We start from the raw sequence: 14,713 nt of genomic DNA, 5'->3' as shown, positions 1-14,713 counted from the left end.
CGTCAGCGCTTTTCTGCCGTCCGCAGCACGTAGCCTACGCCGCGCTTGGTCTGGATCAATGCCGGGGCGGCGGGGTCGATGTCCACCTTCCGGCGCAGGTAGGAGATGTAGGACTCCACGATGGAGGCGTCGCCGTTGAAGTTGTATTCCCAGACGTGGTCCAGGATCTGGGACTTGGAGAGCACCCGGTTGGGGTTCAGCATCAGGTAGCGCAGCAGCTTGAACTCGGTGGGGGACAGCTCAATCACGGTGCCGCCACGGCGCACCTCGTGGGCGTCGTCGTCGAGCTCCAGGTCATCCACCCGGATGACAGCATCGTCCTCGATCCGCGGCTGGGTGCGGCGGAGGACGGCCCGGATCCGCGCCACCACCTCATCCAGGCTGAAGGGCTTGGTGACGTAGTCATCACCGCCCACGGTGAGGCCGGTGACCTTGTCCTCGGTGTCGTCCTTGGCGGTCAGGAACAGGACGGGGAAGTGCTTTCCGGCGGCCCGGAGTCGGCGGGTCACGGTAAAACCGTCCATGTCCGGCAGCATGACGTCCAGCACCGCCAGGTCGGGGGCGTGCGTTTCAGCCGCGGCCAAGGCATCGCGGCCGTTCGCAGCGGAGACCACCTCGAACCCCGCGAAGCGCAGGGAGGTGGACAGCAGCTCACGGATGTTGGGTTCGTCATCAACAACGAGGAGCTTCGCCTCGGGCCCGTTCTTGTTCATGCTCCCATCATGCTCCCAGACTCTGGGAGTTTTCTGGATGCTCCATGGGAGAACTATCCAGGCAGCTGCACGTCCTTCGCGTCCATGATCCGGTACGCGTATCCCTGCTCGGCCAGGAATCGCTGGCGCTTGGCGGCGAATTCCTGGTCCAGGGTGTCGCGGGCCACCAGCGAGTAGAAGCGGGCTGCCCGGCCGTCCTTCTTGGGCCGTAGCAGCCGGCCCAGCCGCTGGGCCTCCTCCTGCCGGGACCCGAAGGACCCGGACACCTGGATGGCCACCGAAGCCTCCGGCAGGTCGATCGAGAAGTTGGCCACCTTGGACACCACCAGAGTCTGCATTTCCCCGGCGCGGAAGGCGTCGAAGAGCCTCTGCCGCACCTTGACCGGGGTGTCACCCTTGATCACGGGCGCGCCCAGGCGCTCGCCGAGCTCGTCCAGCTGGTCGATGTACTGCCCGATGACCAGCAGCTGCTCGCCCGCATGCCGGGCCACCAGCTGCTCCACCACGGCCGTCTTGGACTCTGAAGTGGAACAGAGCCGGTATTTGTCGGCGTCGTCCGCCATGGCGTAGGCAACCCGCTCGTCCCGCGGCAGGTCCACCCGGACCTCCACGCAGTCCGCAGGCGCAATGTAGCCCTGCGACTCGATGTCCTTCCACGGCGCGTCATACCGTTTGGGACCGATCAGGCTGAACACCTCGCCTTCGCGGCCGTCCTCCCGGACCAGGGTTGCGGTCAGGCCAAGCCGGCGCCGGGCCTGCAGGTCCGCCGTCATCCGGAAAATGGGGGCCGGCAGGAGGTGCACCTCGTCATAGATGATCAGGCCCCAGTCGTGCCCGTCCACCAGTTCCAGGTGCGGGTACACGCCGCCGCGCCGGGTGGTGAGCACCTGGTAGGTGGCGATGGTTACGGGCCGGACTTCCTTGACGGCACCGGAATACTCACCGATTTCACCCTCGGTAAGAGTGGTGCGTTTGAGCAGTTCGTCCTTCCACTGCCGCGCCGCCACCGTGTTGGTGACCAGGATCAGGGTGGTGGTGCAGCCGGTGGCCATGGCGGCCGCGCCCACCAGCGTCTTTCCGGCGCCGCAGGGCAAGACCACCACGCCGCTGCCGCCGGACCAGAAGTTTTCGCTGGCCAGCCGCTGGTAGGGCCGCAGGTTCCAGCCGTCCTCGGTCAGGGAGATCAGGTGCGGTGTGCCGTCCACGTACCCGGCCAGGTCCTCCGCCGGCCAGCCGATCTTCAGCAACAGCTGCTTGAGCTGGCCCCGCTGCGACGCGTGGACCACCACGGTTTCGCCATCGATCCGGGGCCCCAGCAGCGGCTGGATCTTCTTGGCCCGGACCACTTCCTCCAGGACGGGGTAATCATCGGTGCGCATCACCAGACCGTGCTGGGGGTCCTTTTCCAGCCGCAGCCGCCCGTAGCGGGACATTGTTTCGGCGACATCCACCAGGAGCGAGTGGGGCACCGGAAAACGGGAGTACTTCAGGAGGGTGTCCAGCACTTTTTCGGCGTCCAGTCCAGCCGCCCGGGCGTTCCATAGGCCCAGCGGGGTCAGCCGGTAGCTGTGCATGTGCTCGGGCGCCCGTTCCAGTTCGGCGAACGGCGCGATGGCGTGCCGGGCCTCGGTGGCCAGCTCATGGTCCACTTCGAGCAGGATGGTCTTGTCGCTTTGGACGATCAGGGGTCCGTCATTCACGCGGGCAGGTCCTTCACTGCCGCAGTTCCCCTGCGGCTTCAACGTCGATGATCCGGTGGACGGACAGTACGCGCTCGGTTTCCTTGGCAGGATCGAACACCCGGACGCGTCCGCCGCTCAGTGATAGCGGAACAACAATTTCCAGGCTGGCATTCCCCAGGCTGTCCACCACGTTCATGCTGATCCGCTGCTTGAGCCGGATGGCGCGCTGCAGCGTCTCCAGCCCCAGCTGGGTGGCGGCCTCGCCGCCGGCCCGCATTCCGTTCCAGGAAGGACCGACGACGACGGAACCGGCCTGGCGCAGCACGGCCAGTTGGGCGTCCACGTCCTCAGCCGGGGGAGCCATGCCGGGGGCCGTATAGACCGGGCGGGCGCCGTGCTGATGAGCGGGAGCCTTGCGCAGGCGCAGCGTGGGGTCCTCCATGCCGTCCACCGCGGGGGACAGGCCCAGACTGCGCAGGGCATGGGCAGTGTCACGGGGTGCGGCCATGGACAGCAGCACGGTGGGCGCGATCCGGACCAGGCCGAGCGCCGCCGCCTTGGGCCCGGCCAGCAGTTCCTCGAGCGCGGCCTCGTCCTCGCTCTGGATGAAGCTGGCGGCCTGGCCCACCCGCAGCCTTCCGTGGCGGGCGGCAGTATCCTCCACCAGGTACTGGAGCGGCTGCGGGACCGCTGTGGCGGAATGCTCGCGCAGGAACCCCAGCAGCCCTGCCGCGTCGTAACCCGAATCCAGGGCCCGGCGGACCGAATCCACGGAGAACCGGTAGATGGTGGCGGGACCCTGCCCCTCGGCGTCGGCCATCACCTGGAGCTTGCCCGCCAGCGCGGGAGACAGGTAGCCCGGCGCCACGGCGGTGAGGTCCGCCTGCAGGAGCACGTGGTTCAGCTCCGCCGGCAGATGCTCGCCCAGGATCGCCAGCGCTGCATCCGGGTCGTCCTGCGCCAGCGCGCTGCCCAGCTGGCTCAGGGCGCCGGAACCCACCAGCCCCAGCAGCTCGGCCTCGACCAGGACCCCGCGGATCAGCGAACTGAAGCGGCGGGCCATCCGGGGTTGGGACCACTCTGCCCGCTGCAGCACCGCGGCGGCGTCGAGCACCGGCGCGGCCCCGCCTCCGGAATCCGATCCGGCTGCCTCGGTGGTGAGCTCATGGAGGATTTCCAGGATGCGCTTGCGGACCACGGGGGCGTCCGGCCGCTGAGCTTCGGCGGACAGGGCCACGATGCTGCTCCCGGACGCTGTCCGCTGCGCGGCACCCGGCCCGCTGATCGGCTGCCCCACCAGCGAGGGGACGCGCTCGCTGGCCAGCCACGCATTGACCAGCCACAGCCACTGTTCCTGCCGGGGCAAGGCCAGCCACTCCAGCTCCGGAGGCTGGACCCACGACGAGGAATCCACGTCCAGCCGGATCAGTCCGGCCAGCCCGCACAGCTCCAGCAGCACGCCTGCCCGCGGCTGGTCCACCCGGAGCTGCTCGGCCAGCCTGCGCAGTTCACGGACCCCCACGCCGCCGCTGCGCAGCGTGGCCAGTGGCTGGTCCCGGACTGCCTGGAGCAGCTCACTTGCCAGCCGCAGGGTCTCTGCTATGGCGCCCAGGGCCGCGTTCCGGCGCAGCGCCGCGGTGGTCGTCCCAAGGCGGGGAACCGGAGGTGCGAGGGTGAAGTCGTCAATGATGGCCCCGCCCCGCAGCGACACCCCGACGCTGTGCGGCAGTTCCACGTGCGCCGCGTCCAGCGGCACCAACAGTCCGCGCGCCAGCAGCCAGTCCACGGGCCCGACGTCGGCGGGCTCGGTGAGCACGGACGCTTTCCGTTGCGCCTGGGGGACCGCACCCATGGCCCAGTTCCGGAATTTGGCGAGCAACGCCGTCGTGCGTTCCGGCGCGCTGGCGAGGATGTCCTGGAGCGCCGCCGGCGATGACGTCCAGTGCTGCAACGCGAGCGCCGCGTCCATGGGTGTGGTGGCTTCCTGGATGGCAACGCCACTGCGGTGCAGCTCCGAGACCAGCTGGACGGCACGCTGCGCAAAGGCCGGCTGGAGCCGGACCAGTTCCGTGTAGCTCCGGCCCAGGCCTGCAGGGTAGATGCCCACCACGTCCTTCAGGCTGCCCACCGGAAGGTAGAACCGCTGCCGCGCCGACGGGACTGGAACGCCGTGCGGCGGCTCTGCCCGGTGCACCAGCGCCAGGTCCTGCAGCGAGCCCAGGATCTGCTCCACCACGGCCACCGTGGACCCGGCGATCAGTTTACGGAGCCCTGCGGCGCACGCGCTGTGCCCGGTATCGGTGTTGGTGCACAGATGCAGCGTTTCCAGCACCTGCATCTGAGGCCGGCTGAGCCGCTCGAGGGCGCGCTGCACGCTGACACGCGCACTCGCGCGGGCGGCGAGGGCGGCGAAGTCGGGGACGGGTGGGGAGATGAGGTCCGGCCGCGCGGTGAACAGGGCCCGCAGCGCGTCGTCGCTGCGGCCCGCAAGGTCCTTGCTGAGCGCGCGAATAAGGGACATCAGTCCAACGTTACCGCTGGCCGGGCTTTCCCGCCCGGCGGCGGGCGGCCACGCTGTCCAGAACCAGGAACAGCATCACCAGGAACGCGGCCGGCAGCCCATACAACGCCGTATACGTGATCCACGCAGGGGAAGCGGAGCCGGCGAAAGCAAAAGCCATGACGGCGGCCACGGCGGCAAGGGACAGCACGGCGATAACGCCGGCCAGGATCATCAACGGACGCCGGTAGCGCGAGGGTGTCATGCAGGTAACGCTACAGCGGAGGAAGGGGCGGCCGTGAACGCCCTCGCCCGCGCCGGAGGAAAGCGGGATTAGGGCACCGGGCAGGATAACCTTGGAGGATACAGACCAACACGGTCCGCAGCCGCCATACCTTAAACCCGCACAACGCTGCGGATGCGGTGACGGCCGGCCGTGTCCCGAGAACGCAGAACGAAGAAGGTTGATTACGTGCCTACCGGCAAGGTCAAGTGGTATGACAAGGAAAAGGGCTTCGGCTTCCTCGCCGGCGAAGACGGCCAGGAAGTCTTCCTGCCCAAATCGTCGCTCCCTGAGGGCGTTACTGAGCTGAAGGCCGGCACCCGCGTGGAGTTCGGCGTCGCGGACGGCCGGAAGGGCGCCCAGGCGCTCGGCCTGCGCGTGCTGGACAAGACGCCGTCCATCGCCAAGGCCAAGCGGCCCAGCGCACGGGACCTTGCACCCCTGGTCCAGGACCTGGTGTCCGTGCTGGACAACCTGTCCGGCACCCTCTCGAAGGGCAAGTACCCGGAAGGCAACAAGGGCAAGGCCATCGCTGCCGCCCTGCGTAAGGTTGCCGACGAGCTGGACGTCTAGGCCCAGATGAACCCGGAAGCTGAACAGCCCCAGGCGGCGCCGGCGAAGGCCGCTGCCAAGCGCCGCGCCGGCGTCCCGGTGTGGCGTACCGGCAAGCCGGACGCCTTCCTGGCCGCTGCCGTGGACACTGCCAGGACGGCCATCGAGGGCATTACGGACGCCCGGACTATCGGCGAGCACCTCGCCGCCAAGAGCGAGGGCGACCGGCTGGTCACCCACCTGTTCGAGTCGAAGCTCCCCGGATACGCCGGCTGGCAGTGGTACGCCGTGCTCACCCGGAATTCGCGTTCCAAGGCGGTGACTGTGAACGAGTTGGGCCTGCTGCCGTCCGAGGACTCCATCCTCGCCCCAGAGTGGGTGCCGTGGGCTGAACGTGTCCGCCCCGAGGACGCGCAGGAGCAGGAGCCACAGGAATCACAGCCGCAGGAGGCGGCGGAGGAACCTTCCGCGCCGGCCGCCGGAGCTGACGCGGACGACGACGACGCACCGGAGGGCGGGGCTGCTGCACCGTAGCGGCTACGACCTTCCGGCATCACGACAAAGGCGGCGCCCGGGATGAACCCGGGCGCCGCCGTCGTACTTAAACGCTTGCGCTGCTACTTGCGCAGGCGCTCCACTACATAGTCGATGCTGGCCAGCAGCGCGGTGACGTCCGCGGGCTCGATGGCCACGAACGTGGCGAGGCGCAGCTGGTTGCGGCCCAGCTTGCGGTATGGCTCGGTGTCCACGACGCCGTTGGCGCGCAGGATCTTCGCCACCTGGGCGGCATCCACCGAATCGTCGAAGTCGATGGTGGCGATGACGTTGGAACGCTCGTCCGGGTTGACGACGAACGGCGTGGCGAAGTCCGAAGCCTCGGCCCACCTGTAGATCCGTCCCGCTGAATCCGCGGTGCGCGAGGCGGCGAAGTCAAGGCCGCCGTTGGCGTTGAGCCACTGCACCTGCGAGTCCAGCGTCACCAGCGTGGACAGCGACGGGGTGTTGTAGGTCTGGTTCAGGCGCGAGTTGTCGATGGCCGTCTGCAGATCCAGGAAGTCGGGGATCCAGCGGCCGCTTGCCTTCACGCGGGCCGCGCGCTCGATGGCGGCGGGGGAGAAGAGACCCAGCCAGAGGCCGCCGTCGGAGGCGAAGTTCTTCTGCGGGGCGAAGTAGTAGACGTCGCTTTCGGTCACGTCCACGTCCAGGCCTCCGGCGGCGGAGGTGGCGTCCACCAGGACCAGGGCGCCTTCGTCGGCGCCTGCGACGCGCTTAACCGGTGCGTAGACGCCGGTGGAGGTCTCGTTCTGCGGCCAGGCGTACGCGTCCACGCCCGCTTCGGCCTGCGGCGCCGGGCGGGTGCCGGGCTCGGACTTGATGATGGATGAGGCGTCCAGGAACGGAGCCTTGTTGGTGGCGGCCGCGAATTTGGAGCCGAACTCGCCGAAGGAGAGGTGCTGGGCCTTCTGTTCCACCAGGCCGAACGTGGCGACGTCCCAGAACGCGGTGGAACCGCCGACGCCGAGAACCACTTCATAGCCCTCCGGTGCGCGGAAGAAGCTGCTGAGGCCTTCCCGGACGGAGCCTACGAGGTTCTTCACCGGGGCCTGCCGGTGCGAGGTGCCAAGGATGGACTTCGAAGCCGCGGACAATGCATCGATCTGTTCCTGGCGGACCTTGGAAGGACCGGCGCCGAACCGTCCGTCCGCGGGCAGGAGGTCGGCGGGAATAGTGATGCTGTTGTCGCTCACAGGTGCTCCAGTTTCGGCATGGACGCGCATGGTCCGGGCGGATGATTGGCCTGCGGCCGGCTGCGGTGGCTCAGGCCCTCCTTATTCTGCCTGAACGGGAGTTCCGGCAGGAACCGCGTGCGTCATAGTCCAGCAAGTGAGACAGGCAGCCGGCAGCCCCCGGGCGACTATTCGGACAAATTCAAAATAGGCTAAGCTTTTCACCGGACCACGCCCGGCTGAAGGCGTTACGGTGGGACAACGCAAGGTACTGCGCTCGAGGAGCTGAGCTTGATGACGGATCTGATCGACACTACGGAGATGTACCTTCGCACCATCCTGGAGCTTGAGGAAGAGAACATCGTCGCCCTCCGTGCCCGGATCGCGGAGCGCCTGCGCCACTCGGGCCCCACGGTATCGCAGACCATCGGCAGGATGGAACGCGACGGACTTGTGGTGGTCTCCGGTGACCGGCACCTTGAACTCACCGAGACCGGCCGCAAGCGGGCCACCGAAGTCATGCGCAAGCACCGGCTGGCCGAACGGCTCCTGGCAGACGTCATCGGCCTGGACTGGGCGTACGTCCACGACGAAGCGTGCCGTTGGGAGCACGTCATGAGCGAGCGGGTGGAGCGGCGGATCTACGAACTGCTCAACCACCCCACGGAGTCCCCGTACGGCAACCCTATTCCGGGCCTCGACGCCCTCGGCGACCAGCCGGCGGCCGCCGGCAGCGGCCCGGTAGCCCCTGACGGCGCCGTGAGCCTGCTCGAAGCGATGAAGGGCTACCAGCCCGCTTCCGCCGTGGTCGTCAGCCGGCTTGCCGAACCCATCCAGGTGGAGCCCGAACTCCTCCTTCAGCTCGATGAGGGCGGAATCCGGCCCGGCGCCAAGGTATCGCTGGAACGGGTAGGGGACTACATCTCGGTACGGGTACCGGGGATTGAGGGCGCACTCGAACTGCCGCCCGAGGTGGCCGCGCACGTCTTCGTCACCGTGGTTTAGTGGCACTGCGCGAGTCGCTTAGTACCCCGCCGTGGCCCGGCCCACACGGTTATAACGGAATTGTTACTGACGGGCTTAAGCCCCTATAGTTAAAACCCGAGCGTTGATACACAAGCGTTACCTGATCCGGAGCCGAGCTCTGCCAGCGGATCAGGTGCACGAGTCATTTACTGGCAGAGGCGGGGGAACCACAACCGGCAGCGGGGGCTGCCTTGGGGTGAAGTCCGTCAGCAGCAAGCCTCTCCAGCAAATCCTCCCGGGATAGCTCTGTGCAGAAGTTTGCTTACGGCGGACCGGGTCTTTGAACTCTCTGACCCGAATCCGACAGCTAACTTCGCAGGCTTTCCAGAGAGGAAACCTTCTTTTGAGCATGCAGACCTCCAGGGGCCGGCGCCGCGCTGCGGGCCCCTCACCGACCCCCCGGGTTGTGGAAGTCATCTCCGCGGAGCGCCCCCGCGATCCCCACCGTGAAGCCCGCCGCCGGCGCGGCCCCTTCCGGCAGATCACGGAGTTCGCATCGGCGAGCGGTATCGGGCAGAAAGCCGGAATCGCCCTGGCGGCCACCGGCCTCGTCCTCACCGTGACTGTCCCGTCCACCAGCCCCGTGATGGCTACCAGTACCCCGGACGTAGTGCCCGCCGTTGCCGCCCAGCCTGCGCAGCAGCCGGAAATCTCCGCCGAAGCGGGAGCCCGCATCGACTTCAGCCGCTCCGCCGTGGTGACCAAGGCGGACCCGGACGGCAAGCTGAAACAGCTCCTGAGCGCCCAGTCTGCCGGCGCCGTCTCCCGCGCCGCCTCTGTCGGCAGCCTGGGGGCACCCTTGGCCAGCCTGACCATGGTCTCCCCGTTCGGTTACCGCGTGAGCCCCATCACCGGAGGCTACGGCGACTTCCACCGCGGCGAAGACTTCGCGGCCCAGTGCGGCACCTCTGTGCTGGCGGCCGCCACCGGTACCGTGACCTTCGTGGGCTGGCACGACTTCGGGGGCGGCAACCGCGTCGTCATTGACCACGGAAACGGACTTGAGACGACCTACAACCACCTCTCCGGCTTCAACGCCCAAGAGGGGCAGACTGTGGGCCGTGGCGATGTCATCGCCTACAGCGGAACCACCGGCGCCTCCACCGGCTGCCACCTCCACTTCGAGGTGCAGGTCAACGGCGAGGTTGTCGATCCCACCGGCTGGCTTTAGCCGGAACTGAGGGTTTACTCTCGCAACACGCTGAGGCCCCGTGACCTTAATGTGACATTGGTTATTAATTCCTGTACCGTCGTACACGCGTCAACTTTTCCGAAGTTGACGCTCTTGAGTGGATTGCCTAACTCTGCCACCGCTCAAGGTCCGTTCGCATTTCATCGTCTGGCAGGGGCGGGGGAACCAATTTTGGCCTTCTGTTTGTGGGAAGGCCTTGGGGTTAAGCCGTAAAAGCTTCCTAGGAAGCGCGCGGCCGGGTGACTCCCATCCGAATCCGACAGCTCACCTCGCAGGCACTGGGAGAGGCTATCCTTCGTGTCTTCACGTCATAATTCTGCGCGCCACCGTGCGCAAACGGTGCGCACCAACCCATTGGGCTCCGTGTCCAAGGCCGTTAGCGCCAATGCGGGGACCATGGGCCGCCAGGCCGCAGTCGTAGCAGCAGCTTCGGGCCTCATTCTGACCATGGGCCTGCCGGCCACGGCAGCGGACACCACCGCTGGTATTTCGGCCTCCACCGAGTCCGGAGCGCAGAACGCCGCCGTCATGGCCGCCCCCACCGCCACGGTTTCCTTCGAGCGTCCGGTGGTCAAGACCACCGCTGCTCCGGAGATCGAGCCGGTCCAGGTGCAGTCCACCTCCGAGGAAGAGGAGTCCACCACGGACTCCGCCGCTGAGACTGCATCAAGCGCAGTTGCCGGCGCTTCCACCTCCGGCATCGCCGGTATCGCCTACACCGGCATTGGCCGCCCGTACGTCTGGGGCGGCACCTCTCCCAATGGCTGGGACTGCTCGGGCTTCACGCAGTGGGTCTACGCCCAGGCCGGCATCAGCATCCCCCGCGTCAACGCATGGTCCATCATGACCCCCACTGCCGCCCCCAAGCCGGGCGATCTGGTGGTGCAGAACGGTGGTGCCCACGTGGGCATCTACGTTGGCAACGGCATGATGGTCAGCGCACTGAACCCCAGCCAGGGCACCCTGTTGCACGCCGTGGCCGCCACCGGCTCCTCGGTGTACTACACGCTCAACCCGTAGTTTCAGGAGGGCCTGCCCGCAGGCCCGGTTCAAACACGTATTTCGCCAATCAGCACATCCCCGTTTGGGAGGTGCCGGGGTACCCCCAAGATCCCGGCACGCCAAGCCCCTGGGCTGTTAATAGCGGTCTTGAGGAAATCGAAAGAGAGAACATGACTACTCGTGCTACCGCACGGCACCGCGCCGAGGTCACCAAGACCAACTCGCTTGCTGTCATTGCCAAGACCGTGGGCGACAATGCCGGCGGCATGGGCCGCCAGGCCGCAGTCATCGCTGCCGCCTCCGGCCTTGTCCTGACCAGCGGCGTCGCAGCCAACGCTGCGGACTCCAACGTCCAGCGCGATTCGGCCCCGGCTTCGGCCCTGACAGTCGAGTCCGCTGTGGATGCGCCCATTTCGGCGGCGTCCACCATCTCCATCAGCTTCGAAAAGCCGGCCATCACCACCGAAGCTGCTCCCGTTGTGGAGGAAGAGCCCGTTGTCGAGGTGCAGGAAGCCGAGCCGGCTCCCGAGCCCGAGGCAGCAGCGCCGGTGACGGCCACGGTGACGGCTTCCGCGCCGGCGGCCCCGAAGGCTTCCGCCAGCGGCAAGGGTGCAGCCATCCTCTCCGCTGCATACGCCCAGCTTGGTGTTAGCCAGGACTGCACCATGCTGGTGACCAACTCCCTGGCCGCCGTGGGCATCAACTTCCATGACTGGCCTGCCGGCTACCTCTCCCTGGGCCGCACGGTCAGCGCAGCCGAAGCGCAGCCCGGTGACCTCATTTACTACGCCGACGGCGGCGCGGGCGTAGCCCACATCGCTGTTTACGCCGGCAACGGCCAGGCAGTGCACGGCGGCTACAACGGCAACCAGACCGTGGTCTTCAGCGCGAACGTTGGCTCCGGCCCCGTCTTCATCCGCGTCGACTAGCATCGGCCTCGGCCGGCGACACCGGCAGCCGACAGCTCACCAGAAGCCCTCCTCCTCACGGGGGAGGGCTTTTGCGTGCCCGCATTTCCGTGCCGGATTAGCTGATGACGCAAATCTTTGTTTACTCTGGTGGTGTCGATCCATAGCCCGGACATGCCGAGGGCAGCCGGCCCTCGTGCCCCTGACGGGTGCGGCCGTGAAGAGGTACGTGCATGCGCACTCTCGTTCTGAATGCTGGATATGAACCGCTGGCGGTTATCACTTTCCGCCGGGCGCTGGTGCTTGTGCTCACAGGCAAGGCAAGCGTGGTGGCCGAGGGGGACGACCCCGTCGTGGGGCCGCAGGAAATCCTGGGCCGCCCGTCCGTGATCCTCCTCAACCGCTACATCCGGCCCCGGTATAACCAGTCCACCGCCGTCAGCCGGCGCGGAGTGCTGCGCCGGGACGGCCACCGTTGCGCGTACTGCGGCAAGGCGGCCCACACCATCGACCACGTTCAGCCCAAGTCACGCGGCGGCGCCGATTCCTGGGAGAACCTGGTGGCTGCGTGCCTGCGCTGCAACAACGCCAAGGGGGACCACACCCCCGCGGAGATGGGGTGGAAGCTGCGGTTCGTTCCCGAGCCCCCCCATGGGACCATCTGGCAGATTAAGGAACTCGAGAAGCCTGCGCCCGACTGGGATCCCTTCCTCCTTCCCGAACGCGCTGCCTGACACTTTCGGCACCGCCGTGCTGCCATTAGCTAGGGTAGGGGAGTGGACAACCAGCACGCCTTCGATGCCGTTATCCTGGCCGGCGGGCGCTCCTCCCGGCTGGATGGGACGCCCAAGCAATCGTTGGTTTACGACGGCGGCACCCTCCTTGAGCGCGCGCTGCAGGCTGCGGCAGGGGCTTCGCGCAGGGCAGTGGTGGGCCCGGACCCGGGGATGCTGCCGCCCGGCGTCCTGTGCTGCCGCGAAGATCCTCCCTTCGCAGGTCCGGCGGCCGCGATCGGGGCTGGATTGGCGGCCCTTGCCGATGACCCGGCCCTGGCGCCGGCGGCCTTTACCCTGGTCCTCGCCTGCGACATGCCGCGCGCTGAAGCCGCCGTCGTGTGCCTTCTCGCGGAACTTGCCGCGCCGGCGGAGGTCCCCGACGGCGTGGTCGCCGCCACCAGGGACGGCAGGATGCAGCCCTTGGCAGGTTTTTATCGCACGGCTGCGCTACAAAACGCGGTGGACGCCCTGTCGGCCGAAGGGGCGCTAACCAACGCGTCGGTGCGCTCGCTGCTTGCTAGTCTGGACCTGCAGCTTGTCACCGTCCCCGCCGGGTCCACCACTGATGTGGACACCTGGGATGATGCCGCCGCACTAGGAATTGCCGCCGGTCCCGGCCCACAGCCCGGGACCGGCGCGGCAGCAGACAACTTGGGAGGCAGTCCGTGAAAAGCCAGGAAGAAACCCTCGAGGAATGGTGCAGGTCCCTGCTCCAGGCCTATGAACTGGAGGATGTCCAGGTGGACATCAACGCCATCCTGAGCCTTGCCGGAGTCGCGGCCCACTCGGTGGTGCGCCCGGCAGCGCCCCTCACCACATTCATCGCCGGACTGGCCGCGGGCCTCTCCACCAGCGAGGGCCGCACCGTAGATGCCGCCGCGATGGAATCCGCCCTGTCCGTGGCCAAGAAGCTGGCAGGCGCCTACGATGCCGAAGCGCCGGAGACTCCCGGAGAATGACCGGGGAAACCCAGGGGGAAACGGCGGACTACGGACACCACCACGCGGCACACACATGGGCCGAAGCGCGGCAGGCCGCCTTCGACGCGGCCGGGCCCATCCCCGCAGGACCCGTCGCGCTTGAACTGGCGCTGGGCCGGCGGCTGGACCGGGACGTCGTGGCGCTGCAGGACATGCCCCACTACGCGTCATCCGCCATGGACGGCTGGGCAGTCAACGGCACCGGACCTTGGATCACCACCGAGCCGGGCACCCGGCTGGCTCCTCACCAGGCCAGCCCCATCGCCACGGGCGGGCTCATCCCGCCCGGCGCCAAGGCCGTGCTCCGCACCGAAAGCGCGGTCCTGGCCAAGGACGAGGACGGTCTGCCCATCCTTACCACCGGCGGCAGCGCCCGGCCGGGGGAGCCGCGGACCGGCCAGCACGTCCGCAAGGCCGGCGAGGAAGCCCAGGAAGGGGACGTCCTGGTCAAAGCCGGCGTGGTCCTGAACCCGGCCCACCTGGCACTGGCCGCCCTGGCCGGCTATGACGAACTGCAGGTCCAGGGCAAACCCGTGGTCCGGCTCATCCTCACCGGTTCAGAGGTGGTGGAGCACGGCGTTCCCGAGCCGGGCACGGTCCGCGACACTTTCGGCCCCCAGCTCCCTGCCGTGGTGGAGATGCTCGGCGGCATCCCGGGCGGACGGCAGCGGATCGGCGACTCGTATGAGGAGTGGCTGGCCGCCCTGGAGGACGTTGTCCCGGAGGCGCCGGGCGCGCCCGGGCTGCCGGCCGACGTCGTCATCACCACTGGCGGCACCGGCCGCTCCGGCACCGACCACCTCCGCCGGGCCGTAGCCGAGCTTGGTGGCCGCCTGGTCATTGACGGCGTTGCGATGCGGCCGGGACACCCGGCCGTGCTGGCGGAGCTGCAGGACGGCCGGTTTGTGATTGGCCTTCCCGGCAACCCCCTCGCCGCCATGATGGCGCTGTCCACCGTGGGCGCGCCGCTGCTGGCAGCCTTGGGACACGGCACGCTGCCGGAGGTCCAGGAAGTTCCCTGCGGCACGCTGATCGACCCCGAGCCTGGCCGGACCAGGCTGATGCCCTACCGCCTGCTCTACGGCATGGCGTCCCCGGCCCAGCACACCGGGCCGGGGATGATGCGGGGCCTCGCCGCGGCGGACGGCGTCATGGTGGTGCCCCCGCACGGGGTGCAGCTGGGCGAGATGGTGCCGGCCTTCGCGCTGCCCTGGGGCCCGCCCATTCCGGCGGCACCTGACCCGGACGCCAAATCGAAGACCAGGATCCCGAAAGCCAGGACGGCGAAGGACGGCACCGGCAAGGACGCCAAACCCGCCGGCCCCGTGGACTGGAGCGCCCTCCTTGGCTGAGCAGTGCTTACCGGGTGACG

The 14,713-nt window shown here is 68.1% G+C and carries 15 protein-coding genes and 2 riboswitches; of the genes, 10 read left to right on the top strand and 5 right to left on the bottom strand.

Annotated elements, in window-relative coordinates; all coding sequences use genetic code 11:
* Nucleotides 1-2: 2 nt before the first annotated feature.
* From ACIQC0_RS03185 to ACIQC0_RS03170, 4 genes are read right to left on the bottom strand one after another with little or no spacing between them, the layout of a single operon-like run.
* Entirely contained in the window at nt 3-713 is a 711-nt protein-coding gene (locus ACIQC0_RS03185; RefSeq protein WP_377214969.1) for a response regulator transcription factor, read from the bottom strand.
* A gap of 53 nt (nt 714-766) precedes the next feature.
* Nucleotides 767-2,413, bottom strand: a complete 1,647-nt coding sequence (locus ACIQC0_RS03180; RefSeq protein WP_400532529.1) for a DNA repair helicase XPB — start codon at nt 2,411-2,413, stop codon at nt 767-769.
* A gap of 13 nt (nt 2,414-2,426) precedes the next feature.
* Nucleotides 2,427-4,916, bottom strand: coding sequence for a helicase-associated domain-containing protein (locus ACIQC0_RS03175; RefSeq protein ID WP_400532527.1), 2,490 nt, complete (start codon nt 4,914-4,916; stop codon nt 2,427-2,429).
* A gap of 10 nt (nt 4,917-4,926) precedes the next feature.
* Entirely contained in the window at nt 4,927-5,160 is a 234-nt protein-coding gene (locus tag ACIQC0_RS03170) for a hypothetical protein (RefSeq protein WP_377214972.1), read from the bottom strand.
* Between the two features lie 207 nt (nt 5,161-5,367).
* On the opposite strand from ACIQC0_RS03170, the gene ACIQC0_RS03165 reads away from it, so the two are divergent.
* On the top strand, nt 5,368-5,751 hold the full coding sequence (locus tag ACIQC0_RS03165; RefSeq protein ID WP_377214973.1) for a cold-shock protein: 384 nt from the start codon (nt 5,368-5,370) through the stop codon (nt 5,749-5,751).
* Between the two features lie 6 nt (nt 5,752-5,757).
* Nucleotides 5,758-6,264, top strand: a complete 507-nt coding sequence (locus ACIQC0_RS03160) for a DUF3027 domain-containing protein (protein ID WP_400532524.1) — start codon at nt 5,758-5,760, stop codon at nt 6,262-6,264.
* A gap of 83 nt (nt 6,265-6,347) precedes the next feature.
* Here the strand turns inward: ACIQC0_RS03160 and serC are convergent, their stop codons facing one another.
* Nucleotides 6,348-7,478, bottom strand: coding sequence for a phosphoserine transaminase (serC, locus tag ACIQC0_RS03155; RefSeq protein WP_400532522.1), 1,131 nt, complete (start codon nt 7,476-7,478; stop codon nt 6,348-6,350).
* Nucleotides 7,479-7,751: 273 nt separating this feature from the next.
* On the opposite strand from serC, the gene ACIQC0_RS03150 reads away from it, so the two are divergent.
* The 8 genes from ACIQC0_RS03150 (at nt 7,752) to ACIQC0_RS03115 (ending at nt 14,693) form a co-directional block, all read left to right on the top strand.
* On the top strand, nt 7,752-8,462 hold the full coding sequence (locus ACIQC0_RS03150) for a metal-dependent transcriptional regulator (protein ID WP_377214976.1): 711 nt from the start codon (nt 7,752-7,754) through the stop codon (nt 8,460-8,462).
* 120 nt (nt 8,463-8,582) lie between these two features.
* Nucleotides 8,583-8,820: riboswitch (cyclic di-AMP (ydaO/yuaA leader) on the top strand.
* Nucleotides 8,821-8,832: 12 nt separating this feature from the next.
* Complete coding sequence (locus tag ACIQC0_RS03145; RefSeq protein WP_400532520.1) at nt 8,833-9,654, top strand: M23 family metallopeptidase; 822 nt, start codon at nt 8,833-8,835, stop codon at nt 9,652-9,654.
* Nucleotides 9,655-9,768: 114 nt separating this feature from the next.
* Nucleotides 9,769-9,967, top strand: a riboswitch (cyclic di-AMP (ydaO/yuaA leader).
* A gap of 71 nt (nt 9,968-10,038) precedes the next feature.
* A complete protein-coding gene (locus ACIQC0_RS03140; RefSeq protein WP_377214977.1) occupies nt 10,039-10,695 on the top strand; it encodes a C40 family peptidase in 657 nt (218 codons plus the stop codon).
* Between the two features lie 152 nt (nt 10,696-10,847).
* Nucleotides 10,848-11,606, top strand: coding sequence for an NlpC/P60 family protein (locus ACIQC0_RS03135; RefSeq protein WP_377214978.1), 759 nt, complete (start codon nt 10,848-10,850; stop codon nt 11,604-11,606).
* Between the two features lie 212 nt (nt 11,607-11,818).
* The gene (locus ACIQC0_RS03130) at nt 11,819-12,319 is read left to right on the top strand and encodes an HNH endonuclease (protein WP_377214979.1); all 501 of its coding nucleotides are present in this window, start codon (nt 11,819-11,821) and stop codon (nt 12,317-12,319) included.
* Nucleotides 12,320-12,361: 42 nt separating this feature from the next.
* Entirely contained in the window at nt 12,362-13,030 is a 669-nt protein-coding gene (locus ACIQC0_RS03125; protein ID WP_400532517.1) for a molybdenum cofactor guanylyltransferase, read from the top strand.
* A complete protein-coding gene (locus ACIQC0_RS03120) occupies nt 13,027-13,320 on the top strand; it encodes a DUF6457 domain-containing protein (protein WP_400532515.1) in 294 nt (97 codons plus the stop codon). Before ACIQC0_RS03125 ends, ACIQC0_RS03120 begins: the two co-directional genes overlap by 4 nt.
* Nucleotides 13,317-14,693 (top strand): molybdopterin molybdotransferase MoeA, encoded by a 1,377-nt coding sequence (locus ACIQC0_RS03115; RefSeq protein WP_400532513.1) that lies wholly within the window; start codon nt 13,317-13,319, stop codon nt 14,691-14,693. The genes ACIQC0_RS03120 and ACIQC0_RS03115 overlap by 4 nt, the downstream gene beginning before the upstream one ends.
* Nucleotides 14,694-14,713 lie beyond the last annotated feature (20 nt).

The sequence above is a fragment of the Pseudarthrobacter sp. NPDC092419 genome, from assembly GCF_044755045.1.
GTDB lineage: Bacteria > Actinomycetota > Actinomycetes > Actinomycetales > Micrococcaceae > Arthrobacter.
The sequence above is the reverse complement of the archived record's forward strand: the minus strand, read 5'-3'. Positions and strand labels throughout refer to the sequence as shown.

Excerpts from the sequence above, each read along its gene's own strand:
- ACIQC0_RS03175 (WP_400532527.1), bottom strand. The coding sequence starts at position 4,916 with ATGTCCCTTATTCGCGCGCTCAGCAAGGACCTTGCGGGCCGCAGCGAC.
- ACIQC0_RS03115 (WP_400532513.1), top strand. The coding sequence starts at position 13,317 with ATGACCGGGGAAACCCAGGGGGAAACGGCGGACTACGGACACCACCAC.
- ACIQC0_RS03185 (WP_377214969.1), bottom strand. The coding sequence starts at position 713 with ATGAACAAGAACGGGCCCGAGGCGAAGCTCCTCGTTGTTGATGACGAA.
- ACIQC0_RS03145 (WP_400532520.1), top strand. The coding sequence starts at position 8,833 with ATGCAGACCTCCAGGGGCCGGCGCCGCGCTGCGGGCCCCTCACCGACC.
- ACIQC0_RS03135 (WP_377214978.1), top strand. The coding sequence starts at position 10,848 with ATGACTACTCGTGCTACCGCACGGCACCGCGCCGAGGTCACCAAGACC.
- ACIQC0_RS03170 (WP_377214972.1), bottom strand. The coding sequence starts at position 5,160 with ATGACACCCTCGCGCTACCGGCGTCCGTTGATGATCCTGGCCGGCGTT.
- ACIQC0_RS03130 (WP_377214979.1), top strand. The coding sequence starts at position 11,819 with ATGCGCACTCTCGTTCTGAATGCTGGATATGAACCGCTGGCGGTTATC.
- ACIQC0_RS03150 (WP_377214976.1), top strand. The coding sequence starts at position 7,752 with ATGACGGATCTGATCGACACTACGGAGATGTACCTTCGCACCATCCTG.
- ACIQC0_RS03160 (WP_400532524.1), top strand. The coding sequence starts at position 5,758 with ATGAACCCGGAAGCTGAACAGCCCCAGGCGGCGCCGGCGAAGGCCGCT.